This window comes from Bradyrhizobium sp. (genome assembly GCF_052389815.1).
GTDB lineage: Bacteria > Pseudomonadota > Alphaproteobacteria > Rhizobiales > Xanthobacteraceae > Bradyrhizobium.
The window spans coordinates 14,237-39,619 of record NZ_JBQTHN010000153.1 but is presented as its reverse complement, the minus strand read 5'-3'; the positions used below and the strand labels follow the sequence as shown (position 1 = coordinate 39,619).

Annotated in this window: 23 protein-coding genes; 9 read left to right on the top strand and 14 right to left on the bottom strand. The window is 63.9% G+C overall.

The window, feature by feature from the left end; translation table 11 throughout:
* Positions 1 to 216, top strand: a 216-nt coding sequence (locus ACT4OC_RS24000; protein ID WP_444841528.1) for a hypothetical protein, incomplete at its 5' end; no start/stop codon positions are given.
* 151 nt (positions 217 to 367) lie between these two features.
* Here the strand turns inward: ACT4OC_RS24000 and ACT4OC_RS23995 are convergent.
* The 4 genes from ACT4OC_RS23995 to ACT4OC_RS23980 all read right to left on the bottom strand — a co-directional run bounded on the left by ACT4OC_RS23995 (position 368) and on the right by ACT4OC_RS23980 (position 3,608).
* Positions 368 to 1,540, bottom strand: a complete 1,173-nt coding sequence (locus ACT4OC_RS23995; protein WP_444841527.1) for an acyl-CoA dehydrogenase family protein — start codon at positions 1,538 to 1,540, stop codon at positions 368 to 370.
* Positions 1,541 to 1,716: 176 nt separating this feature from the next.
* Positions 1,717 to 2,946, bottom strand: coding sequence for an MFS transporter (locus ACT4OC_RS23990; RefSeq protein ID WP_444841526.1), 1,230 nt, complete (start codon positions 2,944 to 2,946; stop codon positions 1,717 to 1,719).
* Between the two features lie 150 nt (positions 2,947 to 3,096).
* Positions 3,097 to 3,423 (bottom strand): type II toxin-antitoxin system PemK/MazF family toxin, encoded by a 327-nt coding sequence (locus ACT4OC_RS23985; RefSeq protein ID WP_444841525.1) that lies wholly within the window; start codon positions 3,421 to 3,423, stop codon positions 3,097 to 3,099.
* Complete coding sequence (locus ACT4OC_RS23980) at positions 3,420 to 3,608, bottom strand: antitoxin MazE family protein (protein WP_444841524.1); 189 nt, start codon at positions 3,606 to 3,608, stop codon at positions 3,420 to 3,422. Before ACT4OC_RS23980 ends, ACT4OC_RS23985 begins: the two co-directional genes overlap by 4 nt.
* Positions 3,609 to 3,787: 179 nt before the next feature.
* On the opposite strand from ACT4OC_RS23980, the gene ACT4OC_RS23975 reads away from it, so the two are divergent.
* The 3 genes from ACT4OC_RS23975 to ACT4OC_RS23965 all read left to right on the top strand — a co-directional run bounded on the left by ACT4OC_RS23975 (position 3,788) and on the right by ACT4OC_RS23965 (position 5,168).
* On the top strand, positions 3,788 to 4,216 hold the full coding sequence (locus ACT4OC_RS23975) for a hypothetical protein (RefSeq protein ID WP_444841523.1): 429 nt from the start codon (positions 3,788 to 3,790) through the stop codon (positions 4,214 to 4,216).
* A complete protein-coding gene (locus ACT4OC_RS23970) occupies positions 4,216 to 4,722 on the top strand; it encodes a PDDEXK nuclease domain-containing protein (protein ID WP_444841522.1) in 507 nt (168 codons plus the stop codon). Before ACT4OC_RS23975 ends, ACT4OC_RS23970 begins: the two co-directional genes overlap by 1 nt.
* Positions 4,723 to 4,883: 161 nt before the next feature.
* On the top strand, positions 4,884 to 5,168 hold the full coding sequence (locus tag ACT4OC_RS23965; protein WP_444841521.1) for a hypothetical protein: 285 nt from the start codon (positions 4,884 to 4,886) through the stop codon (positions 5,166 to 5,168).
* 487 nt (positions 5,169 to 5,655) lie between these two features.
* Here ACT4OC_RS23965 and ACT4OC_RS23960 read toward each other — a convergent pair whose 3' ends face one another.
* Positions 5,656 to 6,102 (bottom strand): helix-turn-helix domain-containing protein, encoded by a 447-nt coding sequence (locus tag ACT4OC_RS23960; protein WP_444841520.1) that lies wholly within the window; start codon positions 6,100 to 6,102, stop codon positions 5,656 to 5,658.
* Between the two features lie 526 nt (positions 6,103 to 6,628).
* Positions 6,629 to 8,440: a translation elongation factor 4 gene (lepA, locus tag ACT4OC_RS23955; RefSeq protein WP_444841519.1), complete on the bottom strand. Its 1,812-nt coding sequence runs from the start codon at positions 8,438 to 8,440 to the stop codon at positions 6,629 to 6,631.
* Between the two features lie 115 nt (positions 8,441 to 8,555).
* Here lepA and ACT4OC_RS23950 point away from each other — a divergent pair, with 115 nt between their 5' ends.
* Together ACT4OC_RS23950 and ACT4OC_RS23945 are read left to right on the top strand one after the other, a co-directional pair.
* On the top strand, positions 8,556 to 10,166 hold the full coding sequence (locus tag ACT4OC_RS23950) for a glycosyltransferase family 39 protein (protein ID WP_444841518.1): 1,611 nt from the start codon (positions 8,556 to 8,558) through the stop codon (positions 10,164 to 10,166).
* 25 nt (positions 10,167 to 10,191) lie between these two features.
* Entirely contained in the window at positions 10,192 to 10,989 is a 798-nt protein-coding gene (locus ACT4OC_RS23945) for an SDR family NAD(P)-dependent oxidoreductase (RefSeq protein ID WP_444841517.1), read from the top strand.
* A gap of 9 nt (positions 10,990 to 10,998) precedes the next feature.
* Here the strand turns inward: ACT4OC_RS23945 and ACT4OC_RS23940 are convergent, their stop codons facing one another.
* The 5 genes from ACT4OC_RS23940 to ACT4OC_RS23920 all read right to left on the bottom strand — a co-directional run bounded on the left by ACT4OC_RS23940 (position 10,999) and on the right by ACT4OC_RS23920 (position 14,986).
* Positions 10,999 to 11,325: an HPr family phosphocarrier protein gene (locus ACT4OC_RS23940; RefSeq protein ID WP_444841516.1), complete on the bottom strand. Its 327-nt coding sequence runs from the start codon at positions 11,323 to 11,325 to the stop codon at positions 10,999 to 11,001.
* On the bottom strand, positions 11,322 to 11,723 hold the full coding sequence (locus ACT4OC_RS23935; protein ID WP_444841515.1) for a PTS sugar transporter subunit IIA: 402 nt from the start codon (positions 11,721 to 11,723) through the stop codon (positions 11,322 to 11,324). Before ACT4OC_RS23935 ends, ACT4OC_RS23940 begins: the two co-directional genes overlap by 4 nt.
* A 135-nt stretch (positions 11,724 to 11,858) precedes the next feature.
* Entirely contained in the window at positions 11,859 to 12,377 is a 519-nt protein-coding gene (locus tag ACT4OC_RS23930) for an HPr kinase/phosphorylase (RefSeq protein ID WP_444841514.1), read from the bottom strand.
* Complete coding sequence (locus tag ACT4OC_RS23925; RefSeq protein ID WP_444841513.1) at positions 12,374 to 14,176, bottom strand: stimulus-sensing domain-containing protein; 1,803 nt, start codon at positions 14,174 to 14,176, stop codon at positions 12,374 to 12,376. The genes ACT4OC_RS23930 and ACT4OC_RS23925 overlap by 4 nt, the downstream gene beginning before the upstream one ends.
* 108 nt (positions 14,177 to 14,284) lie before the next feature.
* Complete coding sequence (locus tag ACT4OC_RS23920; protein ID WP_291611450.1) at positions 14,285 to 14,986, bottom strand: response regulator transcription factor; 702 nt, start codon at positions 14,984 to 14,986, stop codon at positions 14,285 to 14,287.
* A 217-nt stretch (positions 14,987 to 15,203) separates the two neighbouring features.
* Between ACT4OC_RS23920 and ACT4OC_RS23915 the strand changes: the two genes are divergently transcribed.
* The 3 genes from ACT4OC_RS23915 (at position 15,204) to ACT4OC_RS23905 (ending at position 20,514) form a co-directional block, all read left to right on the top strand.
* The gene (locus ACT4OC_RS23915; RefSeq protein WP_444841512.1) at positions 15,204 to 15,938 is read left to right on the top strand and encodes a HugZ family pyridoxamine 5'-phosphate oxidase; all 735 of its coding nucleotides are present in this window, start codon (positions 15,204 to 15,206) and stop codon (positions 15,936 to 15,938) included.
* A gap of 49 nt (positions 15,939 to 15,987) precedes the next feature.
* Positions 15,988 to 18,573 (top strand): CHAT domain-containing tetratricopeptide repeat protein, encoded by a 2,586-nt coding sequence (locus tag ACT4OC_RS23910; protein ID WP_444841511.1) that lies wholly within the window; start codon positions 15,988 to 15,990, stop codon positions 18,571 to 18,573.
* A gap of 324 nt (positions 18,574 to 18,897) precedes the next feature.
* On the top strand, positions 18,898 to 20,514 hold the full coding sequence (locus ACT4OC_RS23905) for a phosphoenolpyruvate carboxykinase (RefSeq protein ID WP_444841510.1): 1,617 nt from the start codon (positions 18,898 to 18,900) through the stop codon (positions 20,512 to 20,514).
* A 141-nt stretch (positions 20,515 to 20,655) separates the two neighbouring features.
* Here the strand turns inward: ACT4OC_RS23905 and rocF are convergent, their stop codons facing one another.
* The 3 genes from rocF to ACT4OC_RS23890 all read right to left on the bottom strand — a co-directional run bounded on the left by rocF (position 20,656) and on the right by ACT4OC_RS23890 (position 25,220).
* Positions 20,656 to 21,624: an arginase gene (rocF, locus tag ACT4OC_RS23900; RefSeq protein WP_444841509.1), complete on the bottom strand. Its 969-nt coding sequence runs from the start codon at positions 21,622 to 21,624 to the stop codon at positions 20,656 to 20,658.
* A 154-nt stretch (positions 21,625 to 21,778) separates the two neighbouring features.
* Positions 21,779 to 22,588: an acyl-CoA thioesterase gene (locus ACT4OC_RS23895; protein ID WP_444841508.1), complete on the bottom strand. Its 810-nt coding sequence runs from the start codon at positions 22,586 to 22,588 to the stop codon at positions 21,779 to 21,781.
* A 109-nt stretch (positions 22,589 to 22,697) separates the two neighbouring features.
* On the bottom strand, positions 22,698 to 25,220 hold the full coding sequence (locus tag ACT4OC_RS23890; RefSeq protein WP_444841507.1) for a glycogen/starch/alpha-glucan phosphorylase: 2,523 nt from the start codon (positions 25,218 to 25,220) through the stop codon (positions 22,698 to 22,700).
* Positions 25,221 to 25,383: the final 163 nt, after the last annotated feature.

The window sequence follows — 25,383 nt, the reverse complement described above, 5'->3', positions numbered from 1 at the left end:
CGCGGCCAGTGGCAGCAGCATCATGAGCCCGATCGCGGTGATGAATTCCCGCTGCCGCATTCGACCGTCCCGTCAAGGGTGCAAAATTCGGTAAGTGAGAAACGCAGCCAGATTAGGGCAGTTCCCGCAGCGGCGGAAGGGGGCCTGTGGCCCACGCCCCCTGTCATCGCCCGGCTCGACCGGGCGATCCAGTATTCCAGAGACGGCAGTGATTGAACCGAGAGGCCGCGGCGTACTGGATCACCCGCTTGCCGCCTTTGCTGAAGCTTCGGCGGGCCTTGCACCAAACCCCGGCGAAGCCTTGGCGAAGACGGGTCGCGGGTGATGACATCCGGAGGGGCTCTTTGGCGATCGAATCCGAAACGCGCTACCTTGCCGTCGGCGGCCCCGCCAGATTGCCGGACAGGATCACCTTGCCCACCTCCTCGTAATGCGTGTCGCGGGCCTGGAGCTGCTGGTTGATCGCGTGCATGTCGCGCAGGCGGCGCTCGAAACCGTTGGCGCGGAACACCGCGGTGGCGCCGGCCATGTGATAGGCGGTATCGACGATCTCGGTCGATTGATGGATGGACGAGGTCGCCGCCAGCCGCAGCGCGACGCGATGGCCTTCGGTCAGGGCTGCGCCGCACACGAGATCGTCCCAGACTTCACTGGCCGTCGCGAACAGATAGGCCCGGGCGCGGCGCAGCTTTGCCTCGGTGAGCCCGATCAGGCTCTGCACGGCGCTGTTGTCCTTCATCGCGGAAAGACCCTGCGGCGTCTTCTTGCGCGACAGCTCGATCGCCGCGTCGAACTGCGCGCGCGCGACGCCGAGCGAGGTTGCGGCAAAGCCCATGCTGTAGATCGCGTTGGTCGGGATCCTGTAGAGCGGTCCCTTTTCGCGCAGCGCCGAGGGCTCGTCGCGCAGCGCCGCGAACTTCTCGGGGATGAAGAGGTTGTCGACCGAATAGGAGTCGGTGCCGGTGCCGCGAAGCCCGATCACGTCCCAGACGTCGTACAGCGTGGCGCTCGACAGCGGAAACAGGATGGTGCGGATTTCCGGCGAGCCGTCCTGCCGCTTGCGCGGCGTGCTGTCGGCCTCGGTGATGCGCACATGCGCCCCGAGCCAGCTCGCTTGGCGGATTCCCGAGGCAAAATCCCAGCGCGCGTTGGCGCGGTAGCCGCCGGGCTCGGCGCGGACATCGTGGTTGATCGCGCCCCAGGCGAGGATGCCCTGTTTGGTGTTGAAGATTTCGTCGGCCACGTCGTGATCCATATAGGCCGAGATCACCGCGCAGACGCTGCACTGGCCGAGGCACCACGCCGTGGACGCATCGGCCCTGGCGACCTCCTCCTGCATCTGCATGAAAGTGATGAGCGGCACCTCGGCGCCGCCGAGGTTCTTGGGCAGCAGCGCGCGGTACATGCCGTTTTCGACGGGGGCAGTGACGACCGGCTCGGTCAGCCGGCGCGTCCGCTCGATCTCGTCGGCTTCCTGCCTGATCAAGGGCGCCAGCGCCCGCGCGCGTTCGACGAGGTCGATAGCGGTGGCCTTGTTCATGCGTCTCCCCGGGGCCCTTGCTGTTTGCTAGAGCATGATCCGGACCCGGAGGGCCGCGTTAGCGCAAAGTGTGAAGCGGTTTTCCGAGAAGATCATGCTCAAACAACGAGTTTCATTGCTCGGGCGGGCGGATGGTGGCAAATCCGCTTCCCCCGATCAAGCCGGGCTGAAGCGCGTCATGCCACCGCGCGGCCGAGATCGAGGCTTTGCCTGCGTCTCGACGGGAAGCTGAGTGCCACGGCGACCGCCGCAAGGCCAATGGCGAAGGAACCGGCATGCAGCCACGTGTAGGTTTGCGTGGCGTCGTAAACGAGCCCGCCCGCCCACGGCCCCAGCGCCATGCCGAGGCTGGCAAAGGCCGAGACCGCGCCGAACACCGTGCCCATGATCCTGGCGCCGAAGAATTCGCGCACCAGCACGGCATAGAGCGGCATCACGCCGCCATAGGCGAGGCCGAACACGACCGAGAGCGCGTAGAACTCGCCGAGCCTGAATACGGCGAGGTACGTCGCGATGCACAGCGCCTGCACCAGCAGCCCGCCGACCAGCACGGGCTTTGCGCCGATGCGATCCGCCAGCGCGCCGAGCAAGAGCCGTCCGCCGAGGCCGGAAAAACCGGCGACGCTGTAGACGGTGACCGCGGTCAGCGGCGCGATGCCGCACACCATGGCGTAGCTCACCATGTGGAAGATCGGCCCGGAATGCGCGGCGCAGCAGGCGAAATGCGCCAGCGCCAGCGTGATGAATTGCGGCGTGCGCAGCGCCTGCGCTGCGGTCCACTCGGTTTGCGGCGCGCTGTCGGCGCCGGCGCTCGCGGTGCCGGGCGACTGCGGCGCAGGACGTATCAGGAAGCAGGCTGGAACCAGCAGCGCCCACGCCGCAATGCCGATCACCAGCATCGCGGTGCGCCAGTCATAGGCCGTGATCAGCATGCTCGCGGACGGCGCCACCGTCACCGGCGCCACGCCCATGCCGGCCGAGACCAGCGCCACCGCGAGGCTGCGGTGCCGGTCGATCCAGGCGCTCGCCAGCGCCATCATCGGCGCATAGAAGCTGCCGGCGGCGATGCCGATCAAGACGCCGAAGCAGAGCTGGAACTGCCACAGCTGCTGCGCCTGGCTCGCGGTGACGAGCCCGAGCCCGAGCAGGACGCTGCCGGCCAGCACCACGATGCGCGTGCCATAGCGGTCGGACAGCGCGCCCCAAGCGAAGGCGGCAACGCCCATGAACAGGAAATCCAGCGTCGCCGCCGCCGAGACGCCCGCGGTCGACCAGCCCATCGCCTTCGAAATCGGCTGCAGGAACACCGCCAGCGACAGCATGGTGCCGAAGCCGACGCACGTCATCAGCGCGCCGGCTGCGACGATGACCCAGCCATAGTCGAAACGGGCCGCCTTGCTGCTCATGCGTTTCCCCGGCGCTGTGTTGGTGTTTGTGATGCGCGAAGGGATCGTGGCCTATCCGCCGTCCGGGAGCAATGCGGCGGACGGCATGCCCGTCATTCGGGGATCAGGCGATTGTGAGTTGTTTCGGGCAAAGTGCGGTTGCTGGCGAAGTCAACGCGCCAACCCGAGGACCACGAGCAGAGCTCGATCAAGTTGCTGCGTTGTCTCGGAATCGAGACGGCCAATGACAGTCCGAACCCGGTCGCGCCGCAGGGCAATCATCTTGTCCGTCATGATCTGCGAACGAAGACGGAGTCCGTTGGAGGGCTTGGCTTCGATTGTCGGCCGCAACGGCAAATTATCTTGAACGTCCGAAGAGATCGGACAAATGAAGAGAGTCGTCAAATCCTTGAATACATCAGCCTGTACGATCACTCCGGGCCGAGGTCGTCCCAATTCACTGGGAACGACGATCAGCGCGATGTCGCCGCGCTTCACTTCCACTCGCTCCAGTCGTACGCGGCCTCGATCCAGGCATCGATGGCGTCGTTCTCGGGATGGCGCGCCATCAACTTGGCTTGCCGACGAAGATCGGCACGAACCTTCGGATCGCGCAGATCCGGAACCCAATGCTGCACGGGCCGTAGCCCCAGATCGCGCAAGCGCGCACGGCGCGCAGCCATTCGTTGGCTCGGGCTACGGGGTGAATTGCTTCGGGTCTTCTTCGGAGTGGTGGCCATGCCAGCAACGTAACATGTTACGGGAGAGATTGCAATGGCGGCTTCGCTCTTACGTTGTGTCGTGCTAACAATGAGGCTTTGGAACACGCAGTGGCTCACCAATTACCTAGAGAGAGAAATGTATGGCTCGCTTTTGGATCATTGCACCGTACCCAGCGAATCCCCCTGAAAACTTCGACAGTGTTTGGGATTTTGACCTGTCGCACAATACAATTTCGATTGGTTGGCCGAGCTTTGGTAACGTGTTGGACATGACCGAAGCTGAACTAAGTGAAGCGGTGTCTCGGAAGTACGCCCATAAGCCGCCCCAGACCAGGAGCCTCATATCGAACATGCTTTGGGACTTTTACCGGGTCATTCAACCGGGAGACGTGATTGTCGCGCGACGCGGGCGAAAGACACTCTGTGCGGTTGGCAAGGTGGTCAAGAGCGCGATTTGGTCACCCGGAAAGAACCCCGAAACCGATCATCCGGTTACCTGGGAGTTGAATGGCAAGCGTCACTCCGCAACCTTGAATTTGGAAGCATTGTCTTTCCAATGCACACCCTAATGGAAACTACCGCGGATGGATTCAACAAGCTCCTGCAGAGCGGGAATTCGAATGTGCAGGAACCCATTACGGTAGTTGGGAGCAATGAGGACGTCGTTGAAGACGGCAACGTGTTCGCACTCGAAAGATACCTGGAGGACTTCATCGTAACGAATTTTAGTACGATCTTTCAGGGCACTCTCAAGATTTACCAGGATGCGGAGGGCAATGATGGCCAGCAGTACACAACTGACATCGGCTACATCGATATTCTGGCGGTGGAACCTCAGTCCAATTCTTTCGTCGTAATCGAGCTAAAAAAGGGACGACCCTCAGATCAAGTGGTTGGGCAGGTTCTGCGATACATGGGGTGGGTAAAAGAAAAGCTTTGTGTCGATGGCCAGAAAGTAAAGGGGCTCGTAATTTGCCAGCAGCGCGATGAGAAATTGGCCTACGCGTTGAAGATGGTTAACAACATCGATGTTCGGTATTACTTAGTCTCGTTTAGCCTTCGAGAGGCAGTTTGAATCCACTTAGTGGACCGTGGTAGCTGTTTCACCTTCAGCGCGACAATGAAGGCGTCCTGCGGGATATCGACCTCGCCGAACTGCCGCATCTTCAGCTCGCCGGCGTGATTCTCACCGGCTACTATTCAAGCAAAGTCGAAGGAATCCCGCCTGATACGCCGGTGGTACAGATCGACTATGAGGGCCGGCCGGATCGGCCGGCGGTTAGCCCCGAATGCGCGCCGCTGCACAGATATCTCGGGACCAGTTTTCGCGGCGGACCGGGCGCCCTGGCGCTGGATCGCCAGATCACCGCCCTGACCGGGAAAAACATCGACCGGCTGCGCGGGGATTACGCCCTCGGCAGTGCAGGCGATGAAACGCAATCCAATGTTGCACGGGCCGTAACCTCAGCGCGGGCAACCGTGCACGATGTGCGTAAGCGTGTTCAGAGAACCCCTGCGTAATCCATCAGGTGGTTCACCGTCTGGGGCAGACCGCAACGTTCGAGCGCCAGTAGATATTCGGTCGCGTTGCGGGGAGGGCTTTTGAGTCTCTCCCTGCAGAGACGTGCCGCATTGAGGGCTGATGCTTCATTCAAGCCAAACTGATGGAATAAGAACTCATCCGGATGCTGCGGCTCAATGTGATACCGGGCAAGCTTTTCGGCTGGGAAATCTTTCAGATTGAAAGTGATGATCGCCCAGCGACCAGGTTTTCGTAGCCGACAACAAGGCTGTCCGGCACGGCCCCGTTCATGAGATCCCTGGTGCGAGCTAGCTTTTGGGGAGCGAGGTCGGGCCGGTTTGCCAGAAGATTGCGGATCCACTCGTCATGAATAGCGTCCGTCCACTTCGCACGAAAAAGCCCATAGCGGCGGTCTCCATGAGAAGATCGCGCAATGGGGCCGGGTATAGAGTGCAAGCGTCGAAGATGACGGTGTATCGAGAATTGCTAATAACCCATATCCTCGGCTTGTGATTGGGCTGCTAGTTCTTCCATGATTTCCCGCCGACGCCTTTCCGCCGCTTCCTGGTACTTTACGAGGTCTTGAAAGCTGACTCGTCGATGTGTTCCCGTCTTGTGGTATTCAATCTTTCCGGTCTCCAATAGACCGATGAGATAAGGTCGAGAGACGTTTAGATAGTCCGCAGCTTCTTGCGTCGTGAGGTTCGCGTGAATTGGGATGATTGTGACGGCGTTTCCCTGCGCCATCTCGGTCAGGAGATGGACGATCAACCGAGTAGCCGATCGCGGTAAGACCAGTTCTTGACCGTCATCCAGACGCACGCGCAACTCCGCAGGCTGCTTCTTCGCAAGCTCTCTTGATGCACGTTGTGCAAGGCTCGAATCTTCCTTTGACGGAAGAGTGGTTGGCCTTTCGATTGTCCGTGTGACCATTTTTGCTCTCCCCCGGTGAGTCAGGGTGTAGACGCGTTTATCACTAAACGCAATAAACGAAACAGGTAAAGGAAGGTCGAGTTCCGTTTAGGAATATTATTTCACAAGGAGCCGAAATTTTTGGCAAATTAGTAATAATATTCTAAATATCATGGATATTTTTGTGGCTCGCTGAATCGCCGGGCCATTGTTGGGCGGTCCGAAGCTTAGGTCCGCGATACATCAATCGCTTGCCGGCGGTTTCCTGAACGGCTTTGTCGGCGCGCACCTGCATCGCAGCAACCGAGCTCGTACGACACCTATAGCGGCGCGTCCGCCACCTCATGCCCTCCGGAGGGCAGGCCTCGGCAATGATGGCAATATACCGCTGATTTGCCCGACACGTCAAACGATTTTCGTAAAAAACGAAAGCGCAGGTCCGTCGCCGGCTACTGTGCATGGGGTTGTTTTCGCGTTTTTTGCTTGCCGGTCCCGGAACGTCCGGCCCGACCCGGCGTCATGCCAAGGGCGGCCGTAACGGTCCGCCTCAGCTATCCACCTTCAGCGCGGCGATGAAGGCTTCCTGCGGAATGTCGACCTTGCCGAACTGCCGCATCTTCTTCTTGCCTTCCTTTTGCTTCTCCAGAAGCTTGCGCTTGCGCGTGATGTCGCCGCCGTAGCACTTCGCGGTGACGTCCTTGCGTAACGCGCGGACGGTCTCGCGGGCGATCACCTTGCCGCCGATCGCCGCCTGGATCGGGATCTGGAACATGTGCGGCGGGATCAGCTCCTTCATCTTCTCGACCATGGCGCGGCCGCGCCCTTCCGCGCGGGTGCGGTGCACGAGCATGGCGAGCGCGTCGACCGGCTCGGCGTTGACGAGGATTTGCATCTTGACGAGATCGGCGGGCTTGTAGTCGGTCAGGTGATAGTCGAACGATGCATAGCCCTTCGACACCGACTTCAGCCGGTCGTAGAAGTCGAACACCACCTCGTTGAGCGGCAAATCGTACTTCACCATCGCGCGGGAGCCGACATAGGTCAGCTCCTTCTGCGCACCGCGGCGGTCCTGGCAGAGCTTGAGCACGCTGCCGAGATATTCGTCCGGCGTGAGGATCGTCGCTTCGATCCACGGCTCCTCGATCTCGGCGATCTTCACCACGTCAGGCATGTCGACGGGATTGTGGATCGAGATCTCCTCGCCGTCGGTCAGCTTCATCTTGTAGATCACGCTCGGCGCGGTCGCGATCAGGTTGAGATCGAACTCGCGCGACAGCCGCTCCTGGATGATTTCGAGATGCAAGAGGCCCAGGAAGCCGCAGCGGAAGCCGAAGCCGAGTGCGGCAGACGTCTCCATCTCGTAGGAGAAGCTGGCGTCGTTCAGCCGCAGCTTGCCCATTGCCGCGCGCAGCGTCTCGAAGTCGTTGGCGTCGGCCGGGAACAGGCCGCAGAACACCACGGGGATCGCCGGCTTGAAGCCATGCAGCATCTCGCCGACCGGCTTCTTGTCGTCGGTGATGGTGTCGCCGACGCGGGTGTCGGCGACTTCCTTGATCGCCGCGGTGATGAAGCCGATCTCGCCGGGGCCGAGCTCCTCGACCTGCTCCATCTTGGGCGTGAAGAAGCCGACGCGCTCGACGTCATAGGCCGCGTTGGTGCCCATCATGCGGATGCGCTGGCCCTTCTTCATGGTGCCGTCGACGATGCGCACCAGCACGACGACGCCGAGATAGACGTCGTACCAGCTGTCGACCAGCAGCGCCTTCAAGGTCGCGTCGCGGTCGCCCTTCGGCGGCGGCAGGCGGGCGACGATGGCTTCCAGCACGTCGGGCACGCCCTGGCCGGTCTTGGCCGAGATCATCACGGCGTCGGACGCATCGATGCCGATCACGTCCTCGATCTGCTGCTTCACCTTCTCCGGTTCGGCCGCGGGCAAATCGACCTTGTTGAGGACCGGGACGATCTCGTGATTGTTGTCGAGCGCCGCATAGACGTTGGCGAGCGTCTGCGCCTCCACGCCCTGGCTGGCGTCCACCACCAGTAGGGAACCCTCGCACGCCGCCAGCGACCGCGAGACTTCATAGGCGAAGTCGACGTGGCCGGGCGTGTCCATCAGGTTGAAGATGTAGTTCTGGCCGTCCCTGGCGCGGTAGTTCAGCCGCACCGTCTGCGCCTTGATGGTGATGCCGCGCTCGCGCTCGATATCCATGGAATCGAGCACCTGTTCCTTGCCCGCCATTTCGCGCTCGGTGAGCCCGCCGGTCATCTGGATCAGGCGGTCGGCCAGCGTCGATTTGCCATGGTCGATATGGGCGACGATGGAGAAGTTGCGGATGTTGGAAATGGGGGCGGTCGTCATGGGCCGCGGGATAGCACCCGCACCCTATCCGGGCAACCATTATGGGCCGATTTCAAGGGCCTATGTTCACGGCAAGCTCATTTCACAACAACGAAAAAACCGCTACGCAGGGGCCATGTCATCAGCCTTACTTTCGACCTTAGCCGCGCGCGCCAGGCCAGGACTTTCGCTGCGCCGGCCGGCGGCGTGGCTTTATGCGTGGGCGGTCGATCCCTCCCGCGCGACCTGGTTCGTGATCGGCTTTGCGGCCGCCCATGCCGTGCTGTGGACGCTGATCCTGGTCAATCTGAAGGCCGCGCAGGACGTCCACATGGACGTCGCCGAAGCGTTCGCCTGGGGCCAGCAATTCCAGTTCGGCTATGGCAAGCATCCGCCGCTGTCGGGCTGGGTCGCCGGCCTCTGGTTCAAGCTGTTCCCGGTCAGGGACTGGCCGACCTATGCGCTCGCCATGACGGTGCTGGCAACGGGCATGGTGATCTCCTGGTTCACGGCGCTGCGCGTGGTGGACCGGCGACGCGCATTCTTCGTCGTCGTCATGCTCGCGCTCTATCCGATTTTCAACTTCAAGGGCTTCAAGTACAATCCGGACCTGTTGCAGCTCGTCACCCTGCCGCTGCTGGTGCTGGCCTATCTGAGCGCGTTCGAGAAGCGCGAAATGCGATCCGGCGTCTTGCTCGGGCTTGCCGGCGCGCTGGCGCTGATGACGAAATACTGGGTGGTGACCATGATCGGCGCCATCGGTCTTGCCGCGCTGATCCATCCCGAGCGGCTGCGTTTTCTCGCTTCGCCCGCGCCGTGGGCTGCGATCGCAACGCTCGTCGTTGCTATGATCCCGCACCTTCTCTGGCTGAGGCAGGTGGACTTCGTCCCGTTCACTTACGCCGGCGACGTCTATGGCCTGCAAAGCCGCGCGCAGAGCGTCCAGCTCGTGGTCGGCTACGTCCTGCACAATCTGGCGCTATGCGCCGTGCCTGTGGCTCTGGCGCTGCTGGCGCTTGCGTTGCGGCCGCCGTGGTTCTCCCCCGCCAGAGTCAGCGCGTACACCTGGTCGCGCGGGCCGAACGACGGCGTGAACTTCCCGCAGGCGCTGAACGTCTGGATGGTCCAGATCATTGTCGCGGTGGGGCCGCCGCTCGGCGGCCTGTTCTTCACGGTCTACATGAAGACCGATTGGGGCATCTCGCTGTTCTTCCTGACGCCGCTGGCGCTCGTCGCAATCCCCGCGCTGCGCATGCTGCGCGTCGCGCTGTTCAACATCTCGGCGATCTGGCTCGCGGTCACGCTTCTCGTGCTCGCCGCCTCATCCTGGATCGCGGCGAAGGAGATGAAGCACAATCCGAACAGCGCGGCGACCTATGGCGCGCGCTCGGAGCTGGCGCGCGAGCTGACGCAGGTCTGGCGCTCGCGCTTCGGTACGCGCTGGGCGATCGTCGCCGGCACCACCGAAATGGGCCAGCCGCTGGCGTTCTACAGCCCCGATCATCCCGCGCCGTTCACGCCGGGCGAAGTCTGGTCGTCGGGTCTGACCTCGCTGGAAGAGGCAAGCAAGCTCGGCTTCATCGGCGTCTGCGACACCACCGACCTGCGCCTGCCGACATGCGAGGCCTGGTTTGCGAAGAATTTCCCGGATGCCGAGCGGCTGCTGATGACGACGCAGCGCTTCCATCGTGGTCTTCCCGGCCCGTCGATCGCCTGGAAAGTCTTTATTGTGCCGCCGGCGAAATAGCGCCGGGGCATTTTGGGAGGTGACTATGGATCTCGATCTCTCGGGCAAGCTCGCGCTCGTCACCGGTTCCACGCGCGGCATCGGGCTTGCCGCAGCCAAGGGCCTTGCGGAGATGAGCGCCGAGGTGATCGTCAATGGCCGCGAGCGCGCCGTGGTGGATGAGGCGATTGCGCAGATCAGGAAGCTCGTGCCGAAGGCCAAGCTGCACGCGGCCGCGATCGATCTCGGCGGCCCGGAGGGATGCGCCGCCATCACCAGGCAGTTCCCCGAGGTCGACATCCTCGTCAACAATCTCGGCATCTACGAGCCGAAGCCGTTCTTCGAGATCGAGGACGCCGACTGGTCGAAAATGTTCGAGGTCAATGTCATGAGCGGCGTGCGGCTGACGCGGCACTATCTGAAGCGCATGCTGGACCACAGGGATTGGGGCCGCGTGGTGTTCGTTTCCAGCGAGTCCGGCGTCTATGTGCCGAAGGAGATGGTGCATTACGGCTTCTCCAAGGCCGCGCAGCTCTTCATCGCGCGCGGTGCTGCCGAGCAGACCAGAGCCACCAACGTCACGGTGAATTCGGTATTGCCCGGGCCGACCTGGGTGGAGATGGTGCCGACGCGCCTGGCGGCGCGCGCCAAGAGCATGGACACGACTGTCGAAGACCTCGTCGCGCGCACCTTCAGCGAGCGCCGGCCGGCCTCGCTGCTGCAGCGCTATGCGCGGCCGGAGGAGGTCGCCAATCTGATCTGCTATCTCTGCTCGAAGGCCTCGAGCGCCACCAACGGCGCCGCGTTGCGCGTCGACGGCGGCATCGTCACCAATCCGTTCTGAGGCGAGACTTTAGATACCTTCTTCGTTGAACTTGTCGGCGACCAGCGCGGCGATCGCATCGAGCGCGGCCTGGGCCTCGGCGCCTTTCGCGGAGACCAGAATGGTGGTGCCGGGCGCGGCCGAGAGCATCATCAGGCCCATGATGGAGGTGCCGCCGACGGTCTCGCCGCCGCGGGTGACCCAGACCTCGGCTTCGAATTTCTCGACCAGCTGGACGAATTTGGCGGAGGCCCGCGCATGCAGGCCGCGCTTGTTGATGATGAGAAGTTCCCGGGAAAGCGCGTCCGGCGGCACGGCCGCCCCGGCATTGTTCGCGGGCGCCGCCTCTTCGCTCATTTGCCGGCAAGCACCCGGCTGGCGATGGTGACGTATTTGCGGCCGGCTTCCTGGGCCATCGCGATCGCGTCGGGCAGGGAACGCTCCTCGCGCACCTTGGCGAGCTTGACAAGCATGGGAAGATTGATGCCGGCGAGCACTTCCACCTTGGGCCGGCTCATGCAGGAGATGGCGAGGTTGGAGGGCGTGCCGCCGAACATGTCGGTGAGGATGGCAACCCCGTCGCCGCTGTCGACGCGGTTCACGGCTTCGATGATGTCATTTCGACACAAATCGGAATCGTCGTCCGCGCCGATCGTCACGGCTTCGATTTGCTTTTGCGGACCCATCACGTGTTCCAGCGCCGCCCTGAACTCGTCGGCAAGGCGCCCATGGGTCACAAGCACTAGACCAATCATCAGGAAACTCCTCGCGGGTGCTTCTTGGTGCACCGCACGAACGCGCCACTTTGACCATCCCGAGCCCCGGCGCAAGAGGGGTTCGCCGCGATTCGTCCCGGAAGAATGGGGCCGCTTCGGGAGGACGCGCCGGTGTTATTCCGTCGCGATAGTGGGGCTTATATGGTTAGCAATCCCTTTCGGGCAATCAGCCGAAGGTCGGGCAGCGTATGCACCGTCGGTTGTCGTCAGGGCGGCTACAATCAACGGCAATGGCGGATACCGTAAATCTACGGGGATTCGAGGTATTTCAACACCATCTATTCGGGTGGTGAGTGCTTCCGCCGCAGGCATCCGCTCCGCATTTTCGGCGCCGAGATCGACGACCAGACCGACCGGCGCCTCGCCCACATGCTCGATCCGGCGAATCCCGAGGCCCCGGATTTCGATCAGGCCGGCCAGTTCCGTCACCGGCCGTACAATCAGATTTCCGCCGCTTGTGTCGAGGTGGACACGGTCATCGCCGACGAGGATCGCCGGTGGAACCTGCCCGGCGCGGCCCGCGAGAATCAATTCGAAGGCAAGGCGCGACTTGCCGGAACCGGAGGGACCGCGAATCAGGACGGCGCGCGTGCCCACCAGTACGGCGGAGGCGTGCACGGAGGGCCCGCTCATTGCGCCGGCAGCCTGACGACGAAGCGCGCGCCGGTGACCGTCGGCTGGCCGTCTTCGTCGGCCGGACCGGCGCGGTTCTCCGCCCAGATGCGTCCGCCATGGGCCTCGATGATCTGCTTGGAGATCGAGAGCCCCAGCCCTGAGTTCTGGCCAAAGCCCTGGTGCGGCCGGTCGGTGTAGAAGCGCTCGAAGATGCGCTCCAGCGCATCCTCGCGGATGCCGGGACCGTCGTCGTCGACCACGATCTCAATCTCGGAGCGGACACGTCGGCAGGTGATGCGCACTTTCTTGCCAGCTGCCGAGAAGGATTGCGCGTTGGAGAGCAGGTTCGAGATCACCTGGCCAAGCCGCGAGTCGTGGCCGGGCACGGCGAAGGTGTCCGATGTGCCGCGGCCCTCGAAGCGGATCTCGACGGCGACGTCGTGGCCGAGCCGGGTCTCGTTGGCGACGGAAGCGAGCGTCGTCAGCAGGCGGCGAAGATCGACCAGCGTCATGTCCTGGCGCTGCAGCTCGGCGTCGAGGCGGCTGGCATCGGAGATGTCGGAAATCAGCCGGTCGAGCCGCTTCACGTCGTGCTCGATCACCTCGAGCAGCCGGGCGCGGCTGGCTTCGTTGCGCGCCAGCGGGAGCGTTTCGACCGCCGAGCGCATCGAGGTCAGCGGGTTCTTCAGCTCATGGGCAACGTCGGCGGCGAACATCTCGATCGCCTCGATGCGATTGTAGAGCGCATCGGTCATGTCGCGCAGCGCACCGGACAGATGTCCGATCTCGTCGCGGCGGCGGGTGAAGTCGGGGATTTCGACGCGGGTGCGGATGCGGCGGCGGACGCGCTCGGCACTGTCGGCGAGCCGCCGCACCGGGCCGGCGATGGTGCTGGCGAGCAGGAGCGACAGCATGATCATGACGGCGGAGGCGACGCCCCCCACCTTGAGGATCGCGAGCCGCTCGTTGGTCACCATCTGGTCGATGTCGTCGCCCTGGGTGGACAGCAGCAGCGCGCCGTGCACAGCGCGAAAGCGCTGTACCGGCACGGCGACGGAGACGATGACCGCGCCGCGCTCGGTAACGCGCACCGCGCTGCTCTTCTGGCCCTCCAGCGAATGGTCCACCTCCGAATAGCCCTTGCCGTTGTCGAGCTCGCGATAGGTCGGCAGGTCGCCGCGGTTGAGCCAGGTGCGGACCCCGACCAGGCTGCGCTCGAGCACGTTGGGCTTGTCGTTGGATGGCGGTCCGAGTTCGATGCGCAGCACGTCGCCGCGGCCGAACAGATTGCGGCTGTCGATGATCAGCCCGCCGTCGCGGTCGTAGATGCGGGCGCGCGTCTTGGTCGGCGAGATCAGCCGGCGCAGGATCGGCGCGACGCGCTCGGGATTTATCGGGAAGTCGGAATACTCGTCGGGGATGCCGTAGCTCTCGCCGGGCTTGAGGTCGAGCAGCTTGTCGACGTCGACGGTGGGCGAGTTGGTTTCGACGGTCGCGGAAGCCGCGATCGCGACCGCGATGATCTCGGCCTGCACCAGCAGGCTCTGCGCGCGGGCCTCGATCAGGCCGGCGCGGAATTGCGAGAGGTAAAGAATGCTCGCCACCAGGGCGACGAGGCCCGCGAGGTTGAGCGAGACGATGCGCCGGGTGAGGCTCGAGAAGGACAGCGCAAAGAAGAACTGCCAGGCGCGGCTCAGCCAGCCCAGCGGCCGCCAGCCGGTCGCCGGCGGGGCTTGCACGGCAGACTCGTGTCGATCGAGCGACGGCGCGGCGTCCTCGGCTTGCAGTCCCGGATGGGGCGGCGTTCGATCAAGCACAGGCAAGACTGCCGGTTATTGTTCTGGTCCCGTGATGCAATTGGCCGGCGCACCTTACCCCGGACGCGCGGCCGATGTCAGTCGTTACAAGCACGCGACAGGCGCGCGTCAGGTTTCCTTGAAACGATAGCCGACGCCGTACAGCGTCTCGATCATCTCGAAATCGTCGTCGACCATCTTGAACTTCTTGCGCAGCCGCTTGATGTGGCTGTCGATGGTGCGGTCGTCGACATAGACCTGGTCGTCATAGGCCGCGTCCATAAGCGCATTGCGGCTCTTCACCACGCCCGGACGGGTGGCGAGCGCCTGCAGGATCAGGAATTCGGTCACCGTCAGCGTCACCGGCTCGTTCTTCCAGGTGCAGGTGTGGCGCTCCGGATCCATGCGCAGGAGGCCGCGGTCGAGCGCGCGGGCATCCGGCTCCTTTGGAGCTGCAGTCGGGTCCTTCGGCTGCGAGCGGCGCAGCACGGCTTTCACCCGCTCCACCAAAAGGCGCTGCGAGAACGGCTTGCGGATGAAATCGTCGGCGCCCATCTTGAGGCCGAACAGTTCGTCGATCTCTTCGTCCTTGGAGGTCAGGAAGATCACCGGCAGGTCGGATTTCTGGCGAAGCCGCCGCAACGTCTCCATGCCGTCCATGCGCGGCATCTTGATGTCGAGGATGGCGAGGTCAGGCTGGCTGGTGCGGAAGCCATCAAGCGCCGATGCGCCATCCGTATAGGTCATGATCCGATAGCCCTCGGCTTCGAGCGCGATCGATACGGATGTGAGAATGTTGCGGTCGTCATCGACCAGGGCGATTGTGGGCATGAGCCTGCTTTCAGTAATGAGAGTGGCTTAACGGCGCGCAATCCAGCGATCCGCCGCGCAAATGGGCTGAACTCGGTCAAACGAGCAATGCAAGCTGGGCTGAAGTGTGACCAAGTTCCGCTAAAACGTGTCCTGAGGGAACCACGTCCCAACCCATATGGGACCTCGTTTAGCCCGAAAAAGAGGCCAATTGCAATAACATGCCGGGAAATTCCTGATGCAGCCGACCACCGATTTTAGCCCTTCCGGATCAGCCAAATCCTTGCTGCGCAGGAGCCGGCAAGGGGCGCTCGCCACCCTGATGGCCGGCAGCGGCGATCCCTATTGCTCTCTGGTGAACGTCGCCGCTGGTCCCGATGCCACGCCGATCCTGCTGATCTCACGGCTCGCCGTGCATACGAAGAATGTCCTCGCAGACGCCAGAGTCTCGCTGATGCTGGACGAGCGCGTCGCGGGCGATCCGCTGGAGGGTGCCCGCATCATGGTGGCGGGGCAGGCGGAGGAGCTATCCGGCGATGCGGCCAAGATGGCACGGCGCCGCTATCTTGCCGCGCATCCTTCCGCAGAAGGGTTCGCCGATTTCAAGGACTTTGCCTTTTTCCGGATCGTGCCGTCGGGGCTGCATCTGGTGGCCGGCTTCGGCCGCATCATCGACCTGAAGCCGGCGCAATTCCTGACCGAAATTTCCGATGCCGCCGACCTGCTCGAAGCCGAGGCGAGCGCCGTCGCGCACATGAACGAGGATCATCGCGAGGCGATGAACCTGTATGCGACGAAGCTGCTCGGGACCGAAGCCGCCGAATGGCGCTGCACCGGCTGCGACCCGGAAGGCATGGACATGCAGGCGGAGGGCGCGACGCTGCGGCTGGAATTCCCCGAGCGGGTGCTGACGGGCGCCGAACTGCGCAAAATGCTGGTGCGGCTGGCCGGGGAGGCGCGGGCCAAAGAATAAGCCCGCCATAGCCTTGAACGCGCTTCCCGCCTGGCGCGACCCATGCTGCATGAAATCGGGCAGACAATTGCTGCTGGGACTGGCGCTCGCCACGAGCGCTTGCCTGGCTACACCGGCGTTGGCGCAGAGCGTGAGCGCCCAGACCACAAAAGTCATCGAGCTCGAACGCGCCGGAAGATTCTCCGAGGCGCTGACACTCGCGCAGAAGACGCTCGCGGATGCCGAGAGGGCGCAGGGCCCTGCGCATCGTGACGTCGCAGCGGCGCTCAACAATCTCGGCCATGTCCATGCCAGCCTCGGACGGGACCCGGAGGCCGAGCCGCTCTACAAGCGGTCGCTGGCGATCTTCGAGAAGGTCGGCGGCCTCGATTCCGCCGATGCGGCGCCGCTCCTCAACAATCTCGCCGCGCTCTATCAGCGGCAGGACCGCTTTGCCGATGCCGAGCCGCTGTTCCGACGCGCGCTCGCCATCAGCGAAAGATCGCACGGCCCCGGCCATCCCGACACCGGCCGGTCCCTGAACAACCTTGCCACGCTGCACGAAAAGCTCGGGCGGCACGGCGAGTCCGAGCCGTTGTTCAGGCGGGCGCTGGCGATCTACGAAAAGGCGGGCGGGCCGGAGCATCCGGCGGTCGCCACGCTACTCAACAACATCGGCCAGGTCGCCAAGGTGACCGGCCGCCATGCCGAAGCCGAGCCGCTGATCAAGCGTTCGCTTTCGATCCGCGAAAAGGTGCTGGGGCCGGATCACCCGGATGTGGCGCGCTCGCTCAACAACATGGCCGATCTCCACGAACGTCGGAATCGCTACGCCGACGCCGAGCCGCTCTACCGGCGCGCGCTCTCGATCCGCGAGCGCTCCGTCGGCGCCGATCATCCGGACACGGCGACCTCGACCAATAACCTCGCCAATCTGCTGCGCCTGGAAGGCCGCGTGAACGATGCATTGCCGCTGCTGGCACGATTGATCGTCACCGGCCGGGCACAGATGCGTGTCGCGCTGCCCACCCTGTACGAGGCGCAGCGGCAGCAACTGGTGGCATCGGGTACGGCGCTGGATGATGCGCTCAACGTGATCCAGCGCGGCGCGCAATCCTCCGCGGCTTCCGCCGTCAACAAGCTCGCGGTGCGGCTAGCCGCCGGCAACGATCGTCTTGCCGAACTGGTGCGGCGCGACCAGGATCTCGGCTCGGAAGCCGAATCCCTCGACAAATCTATCCTGGCCGCGGTGTCGAAGGACCGCGCCAGGCGCGATGCATCCGCCGAGCAGCGTGCCCGCGAGCGGATTTCCGCCATCGCCGGCGAGCGTGCCAAGCTGCAGAAGGCGCTCTCCGCCGAATTTCCCGACTATTCCGCGCTGTCGAACCCGCTGCCGCTGACCGCGAAGGAAGTGCAGTCGCATCTCTCGGACGACGAGGCCTTGGTGCTGTTCGCGATTTCCGAGAAGGAAAGCCATGTCTTCGCGCTGACGCGCGACGGTTTCGACTGGAAGCCGATCCCGATCGACGCCGATGCGCTGTCGGCGAAGATCGTCGCCTTCCGGCGCGGGCTCGATATTGCCAAGGCGAGCGATGCCTCCGGCAAAACCGGACTGTTCGATCTCGCGCTCGCCAACGAGCTCTATGCCACGCTGCTTTCGCCGGTCGAGGCGCTGGTCAAGGACAAGCGCAGTCTTCTCGTCGTGCCCTCGGGCGCGCTCACCGCGCTGCCGTTCCATTTGCTGGTGACCGAGCGGCCGGCCATGGCGATCCCCGACGAGTTCGACGGCTATCGCAACGCCGCGTGGCTGCTGAAGCGGCACGCGGTATCGGTCCTGCCGTCGGTCACGAGCCTGAAGGCGCTGCGGGCCTTCGCGCGACGGGACCAGAATATCAAGCCGATGACGGGTTTCGGCGATCCGCTGTTCGATCCGGCGGCAAAGGGCAGCGCCCGGCCAGCGGCGCAGCAGTCGGCATCGCGTAGCGTGGCGAGCGTCGCCTACACCGAGTTCTGGTCCGGCGCCGGCGTCGATCGCGCGCGGCTGGCGCAAGCGCTCTCGCAGCTGCCCGATACCGCGGACGAGCTCAATGCAGTGGCAAAGGATCTCGGCGTCGCCGACAGCGACATTCATCTCGGCAGCGATGCCAGCGAGACCACGCTGAAGCGGACGCGGCTCGCCGATTACTCGATCGTCTATTTCGCCACCCACGGCCTCGTCGCCGGCGACGTCAAGGGCCTGGCCGAGCCGTCGCTGGCGCTCAGCATTCCCGCGCAGCCCAGCGAATTCGACGACGGGCTGCTCACCGCGAGCGAGGTCGCGCAGCTCAAGCTCAATGCCGACTGGGTCGTGCTGTCCGCCTGCAACACCATTGCCGGCGACAAGCCGGGCGCCGAAGCGCTCTCGGGCCTGGCGCGCTCGTTCTTCTATGCCGGCGCGCGGGCGCTGCTGGTGACGCATTGGGCGGTGGATTCGGCGGCTGCAACGCGGCTCACCACCTCGACCTTCGATCGCCTCAAAGCCAATCCGAACATCGGCCGTGCCGAGGCACTTCGCCAGGCGATGCTGGCCCATCTCAACGATGCCTCTTCTCCGCGCAATGCCTATCCGGCGTTCTGGGGGCCGTTTGCCCTGATCGGCGAGGGCGTCGGCCGCTGAGCCGGAGATTTATTGCAGGCGGTATCTTTTGCATTGCAAAACGAAGAGAAAATTCTTCTCGGCGCGACGCTTCGCCGCGTCGAGTTACAGCTTCAAACGCATGGTTCTACGGGCTCAAACAGCTCCGTAACGCGGCAAAGATGCGTGACACATCAGCTTGGCCATCGAATAAACCAAATCTGACGGGATCGGCTTGGCAAGCTGTGCGTTGCACAGTAATAGGTCGCCGGACCGAGGCCTGACGGGCTATATTTGGAGATCACCGCGAGAGGCGCCCTTGGCGGCAAGCGTGCCTGAGATACGCGGGTTCGAGGAGGATCCTTCGTGCAAGAGACGGGCGTGCGCAACGGTGCCTTTGGCGCCGACAAATTCGGCTTAAAGAATCTCAATACCGTGCACTGGAATCTGGGCGCGCCACAGCTCTACCAGCACTCGCTCTCGGCGGGCGAGGCGGTGCTGTCGGCCGACGGCGCGCTCTGCGCGGATACCGGCGAGTTCACCGGCCGCAGCCCCAAGGACAAGTTTACGGTGCGCGACGCCACCACCGACAAGAAGATGTGGTGGGCCGGCAACCAGTCGATCACGTCCGAGCAGTTCGCGGCGCTCCATGCCGATTTCCTTAAGCACGCCGAAGGCAAGACCCTGTTCGCGCAGGACCTCTATGGCGGCGCCGATCCGGCCTATCGGATCAAGACCCGCGTCTTTACCGAGCTCGCCTGGCACTCGCTGTTCATCCGCACGCTGCTGATCCGTCCCGAGGCCGTCGAGCTGTCGACGTTCGTGCCGGAGCTCACCATCATCTCCATGCCGAGCTTCCGCGCCGATCCGAAACGTCACGGCGTGCGCTCGGAGAACGTCGTCGCCATCGATTTCGCCCGCAAGATCGTCCTGATCGGCGGGTCTTATTATGCCGGCGAGATGAAGAAGTCGGTGTTCACCACGCTGAACTACTATCTGCCCGAGAAGGGCGTGATGCCGATGCACTGCTCGGCCAATGTCGGCCCGAAAGGCGACGCCGCGATCTTCTTCGGCCTGTCCGGCACCGGCAAGACCACGCTGTCGGCCGATCCCAACCGCACGCTGATCGGCGACGACGAGCACGGCTGGGGCCCGAACGGCGTCTTCAATTTCGAGGGCGGCTGCTACGCCAAGTGCATCAAGCTGTCGAAGGAAGCCGAGCCGCAGATCTATGCCGCGAGCACCCGCTTTGGTGCGGTGCTCGAGAATTGCGTGCTCGACGAAGATACCCGCGTGGTGGATTTCGACGACGGCTCGAAGACCGAGAACACCCGCTCGGCCTACCCGCTCGACTTCATCCCCAACGCCTCGCGCACCGGCCGCGCGCCGCAGCCGAAGAACGTGGTGATGCTGGCCGCCGACGCCTTCGGCGTGCTGCCGCCGATCGCCAGGCTTTCGCCCGCGCAGGCGATGTATCACTTCCTGTCCGGCTACACCGCCAAGGTCGCCGGCACCGAGCGCGGTCTCGGCAACGAGCCGCAGCCCGAATTCTCCACGTGCTTCGGCTCGCCCTTCCTGCCGCTCGATCCATCCGTCTACGGCAACATGCTGCGCGAGCTGATCGCCAAGCACAATGTCGACTGCTGGCTGGTCAACACCGGCTGGACCGGCGGCAAGTACGGCGTCGGATCGCGCATGCCGATCAAGGTGACGCGCGCGCTGCTCACTGCCGCGCTCGATGGCAGCTTGCGCAATGTCGAATTCCGCACCGACAAGTATTTCGGCTTCGCGGTGCCGACGGCGCTGCCGGGCGTGCCGCACGAGATCCTCGATCCCGTCAACACCTGGAAGGACAAGGCCGAGTTCGACAAGACCGCCCGCGCGCTGGTCGGCATGTTCCAGAAGAACTTTGCCAAGTTCGAGGCTCAGGTCGACGCCGACGTCCGCGCCGCCGCCCCGGAAGTGAAGCTCGCGGCGGAATGACACATCGAGTCATTCCGGGGCGCGCGAAGCGCGAACCCGGAATCTCGACATGAGTATATCAACCTCTGGATTCCGGATCGGTCCGAAGACGGACCGTCCGGAATGACAAAAAGGCGGCTCGTGGAGCCGCCTTTTCGTTTTCTACCGTCCCTGCAGCATCGCATTGGTCGGCGTGCGCCGGTCGGTGATCTGCAATCCGAACAGGCTGCCGAGCAGCTCCACCGCGGCGCGGGCGGTGCGGCCGCGCTCGTCTAGGAAGGGATTGAGCTCGACGATGTCCACCGAGTGCACGATGCCGGAATCGTGCAGCAGCTCCATGATCAGATGCGCTTCGCGATAGGTGGCGCCGCCCGGCACCGTGGTGCCGACGCCGGGCGCCACAGTGGGATCGAGGAAGTCGACATCGAAGGACAGGTGCAGCACGCCGTTCTTGGCTCTGACGCGCTCGATGACGCGGCGGATCAGCACGGCGACGCCGTGCTCGTCGATGGCACGCATGTCGGCAATCGCAATACGGCGCTCGTGGACGAGCTTCTTCTCCAGGGGATCGATCGAGCGGATGCCGAACAGATCGAGCTGGTCCGGCGTGATCGAGGCGCGCACCTGGTTGCCGAGCAGCTGGTCGAGGCCGGGCTCGCCGCACAGAAACGCCGCCGACATGCCATGCATGTTGCCGGTGATGGTGGTGCCAGGGGTGTTGTAGTCGGCATGCGCGTCGAGCCACAGCACGAACAGCGGCCGTCCCATCTCCTGCCAGTAGCGCGCGACGCCATTGACCGAGCCCATCGACAGCGAGTGATCGCCGCCCATGAAGATCGGGATCGCGCCTGATCGTGCGATGCTGAAGGCTTGCTCGCTGAGCACGCGGATCCAGCTCTTCACCTCGTCGTAGTATTTTGCGTTCGCCGGCGGCGGCCCGTCGGCAACGACTTTGGGCCGCGCCAGGTCGCCGTGGTCCTCGACGGTGAATTCGAGCTCTTCGAGCAGGCGCGCAATGCCGGCGGTGCGCAGCGCCGCCGGCCCCATCAGCGTGCCGGCCTGCGAGGCGCCGATCTCGATGGGAACGCCGAGCAGCGCGATCCGTTGCTGGTTGGCGGTGGCGTCGGACATCGGGTGCGGACCTCAAATCCGTAGGGTGGGCAAAGGCGCGCTTGCGCCGTGCCCACCTTTGACGCCCGTGCTCTCGAAGGTGGGCACGCGGAGCCTGTCATCGGGCGCGCATTCGCGCGACCCGTTGGCTTTGCCCACCCTACCGAATCAGGGCCTACGCCTTGAAGTAAGCGATCTGGGTCGTGGTTGCCAGCAGGCGGCCGCCCGGGGACCACAATTCGCCGTTCTGGTCGCCATAGCTCTTGTGGAAAGTCTTGGCGTCGGCCACGCCCAGCACGCGGGTGGTATCTTCGGCCTCCAGATCGGCGGCATCGGCGTGGAAATAGGTCGTCAGCGATACCGTACCGAACGGCACCAGTTCCCGCTTGGCGTGGAAAATACGCGCAAAGAACGCGTCCGACATCGACAGCAAGGAGAGCGCGTCGATCCTCCGCGGCACGCGGTCGCCGATCCAGAGCTTGGAAAAAGTCTCCGGCGCTCCCGTCCCGCCGCGCTTCGGCTCGCCCTCAACGAAGCGGAAGTCGTATTGCTTGACCCAGGGAGCGGCGATGGGCGGATAGGGCAGCGTCTCCTCATAGGCCTTCGTGAGCGGATATTTCGCCTGCTGGTGCGACCAGGAGGGCCGGCGCTCCGCGAAGACGGCGGTGGCGAGTGTCGACGTCTCGCCATCGCCCTGCGTCAACTCCACACACCAGTGCTGGCTGGAGCGGTTGGCCTTGACCAGCCGCACGTCGAGATCGAACGGCCCTTGCGCGATCGGCGCACAGTAGTTCACGGTCATGGCCGTCGGGTCGCCCGCGCGCTGCGGATGGTCCATCACCGCGCGCAGGATGGTTGCGGCCGTGCAGCCGCCGAACGGGCCGACAAAGGCCCAGTAATCGTCGCTGGTATGTCCCTGCCAGCGGCTGTCGCCGGGCGTGACCCTCGTGGCGTCGTCGAACAGGTGGGGCGTCTTGGTGAGCATGAGTTTTCCGGCCGTTTTGTTGCACCGTAGCGCGCAGCTGTGGCCAAAGACAATGACGCAGGAGGTAATGGTGCCTTGTCATGGCCGGGCTTGACGAGAGGTGGTTAGCTCAGCCGCCCGCGCCGCGCTTGGCACCTCGTTTCGCCGCTGCCTTCGGCGAAGGCCGCACCGGCACGTGCCAGATGTCCTCGGCATATTCGCGGATGGTGCGGTCGGAGGAGAACCACGCCATCCGCGCGACGTTGAGGATGCTGGCGCGGGTCCAGGCCGGGATCACCTGCCAGCGCGCATCGACGCCGCGCTGCGCCTCGTAGTAGGAATCGAAATCGGCCGCGACCATGTAGGGATCGTGGAAGCGGATCGCATCGGCGATGCGTGCGAAGCGGTTGGGTTCACCCGGCGAAAACTCGCCGTTCTCGATCGCGGCGATGGCGCGCGACAGCCGCGGCGAGCGCCTGACGACGTCGGTTGCGTCCAGCCCCTGCTTGCGGCGGATCATGACGTCGTCCGCTTCCATGCCGAAGATCGCGATGTTTTCGGCGCCGACATGATCGCGGATTTCGATATTGGCGCCGTCCAGCGTGCCGATGGTCACCGCGCCGTTCAGCGCCAGCTTCATGTTGCCGGTGCCGGAAGCTTCCATGCCGGCGGTGGAAATCTGCTCGGAGAGATCGGCGGCGGGGATGATGACTTCCGCGAGACTGACATTGTAATCCGGCAGGAAGGCGATCTTCAGCCGGCCCTTGAGGTCGGGGTCGTGGTTGACGGTATCGGCGACGTCGTTGATCAGCTTGATGATCAGCTTGGCGTAATGATAGCTCGCCGCCGCCTTGCCGGCGAAGATTTTTACCCGCGGCACCCAGTTCCTGTCCGGCTCGTCCTTCATCGCCTGATAAAGCGCGACGGCTTCGACGATGTTGAGCAGTTGCCGCTTGTATTCGTGAATGCGCTTGATCTGTACGTCGAACAGCGCCGACGGATCGACCTTGATGTTGAGACGCTCGAAGATCGTGCGCGCCAGCGCCAGCTTGTTGTGGTACTTGACGTCGCGGAAGCGCTGCTGGAAGGCGCTATCGCTGGCGTGATCCTCGAGATTTCCCAGCAGCGAAAAATCATCGAGCACGGCCTCGCCGCAGGTCTCGCGCAGCAGGGACGTCAGCTTCGGATTGGCGAGCATCAGCCAGCGGCGGAAGGTGATGCCGTTGGTCTTGTTGGTGATGCGCGAGGGATAGAGGTGGTTGAGATCGTGGAACACGGTCTCCTTCATCAGGTCGGAATGCATCGCCGAGACGCCGTTGATGCGATGCGAGCCGACGAAGGCGAGCTGCCCCATCCGCACCTTGCGGCCGTCGCGCTCGTCGATCAGCGACACTGCGGCGCGGAAGTCGGTGTCGCCGGGACAGCGTGCCTCGGCCTGTGCCAGATGATTCACATTGATGCGGTAGATGATTTCCAGATGCCGCGGCAGCAACCGCTCGAACAGCTCCACCGGCCAGGTCTCCAGCGCCTCCGGCAGCAGCGTGTGGTTGGTGTAGGAGAAGGTCGCGACCGTGATCTTCCAGGCCTCCTCCCAGCGGAAATTGTGCAGGTCGATGAGGATGCGCATCAGCTCGGCGACCGCAAGGCTTGGATGGGTGTCGTTGAGCTGCACCGCGACTTTTTGCGCGAGGCTGCGCAGCTGCCCGTCGGCGTCAAGGTGCCGCTTCACCAGGTCCTGCAGGGATGCCGAGACGAAGAAGTATTCCTGCCGCAGCCGCAGCTCGCGGCCCGCCGCGCTCTCGTCATTAGGATAGAGGAATTTGCAGATGGCTTCGGCGCGCGACTGCTCGGCATTGGCGGAGATGTAATCGCCGGTATTGAAGACGTCGAGATTGAGCGGGTCCGGCGCGCGCGCCGACCATAGCCTGAGCGCATTGACGTGCTGGCCGCGCCAGCCGACGATCGGCGTGTCGTAGGCGATCGCCTCCACCGTCTCCGCCGGGCACCAAATGGGACGGTCGCGGCCGCGCTCCGCGGTGTGCTCGACATGGCCGCCGAAATGGACGTGATAGACCACCTCCGGCCGCTGGAATTCCCAGGGGTTGCCGAACGACAGCCATTCGTCGGGATATTCCTGCTGCCAGCCGTGCGAGATGAACTGGCGGAACAGACCGAAATCGTAGCGGATGCCGTAGCCGACCGCGGGGATGGCGAGCGTTGCCATGCTCTCCATGAAGCAGGCCGCAAGGCGCCCGAGGCCGCCATTGCCGAGCGCGGCGTCAGGCTCCAGCTTGCGCAGTTCGGGGAGGCCGACGCCGAGATCGCCGAGCGCGGTCTCGAACACCGGCAGCAAGCCCATATTGTTCAGTCCGTCGGTGAAGAGGCGGCCGATCAGGAATTCGAGGCTGAGGTAATAGACCCGCTTGCGGCCGGCATCGTAGCTCTGCTTGTCCACCATGAGCCAGCGGTGCACGATGCGGTCGCGCAGCGCGAGCGCGGTCGCCATGTACCAGTCGCGCTTGGTCGCCATGCCCGCATCCTTGCCGATGGCGAGCCTGAGCTTGGCGAGGATCGCGCCCTTGATCTCGGCCAGCTGCAACTCGTCGATCGGCTGGCCGGGAGCCGGGTAGGGCTGGAGGGGTTGGTCAGACAAGCCTTGTTTCCCCGTCATTGGAATCACGCAGGAAGATACGCGCGTTGCACCGCCACCGAAACCACCGGGCCATTACGGCGCGTGGAACTCCCATCAATTTATGCAAGGAACGGGCCGATCCAACGGCCTCCGCGTGACCTGAATTTGGTGTTAGGATGCCGGA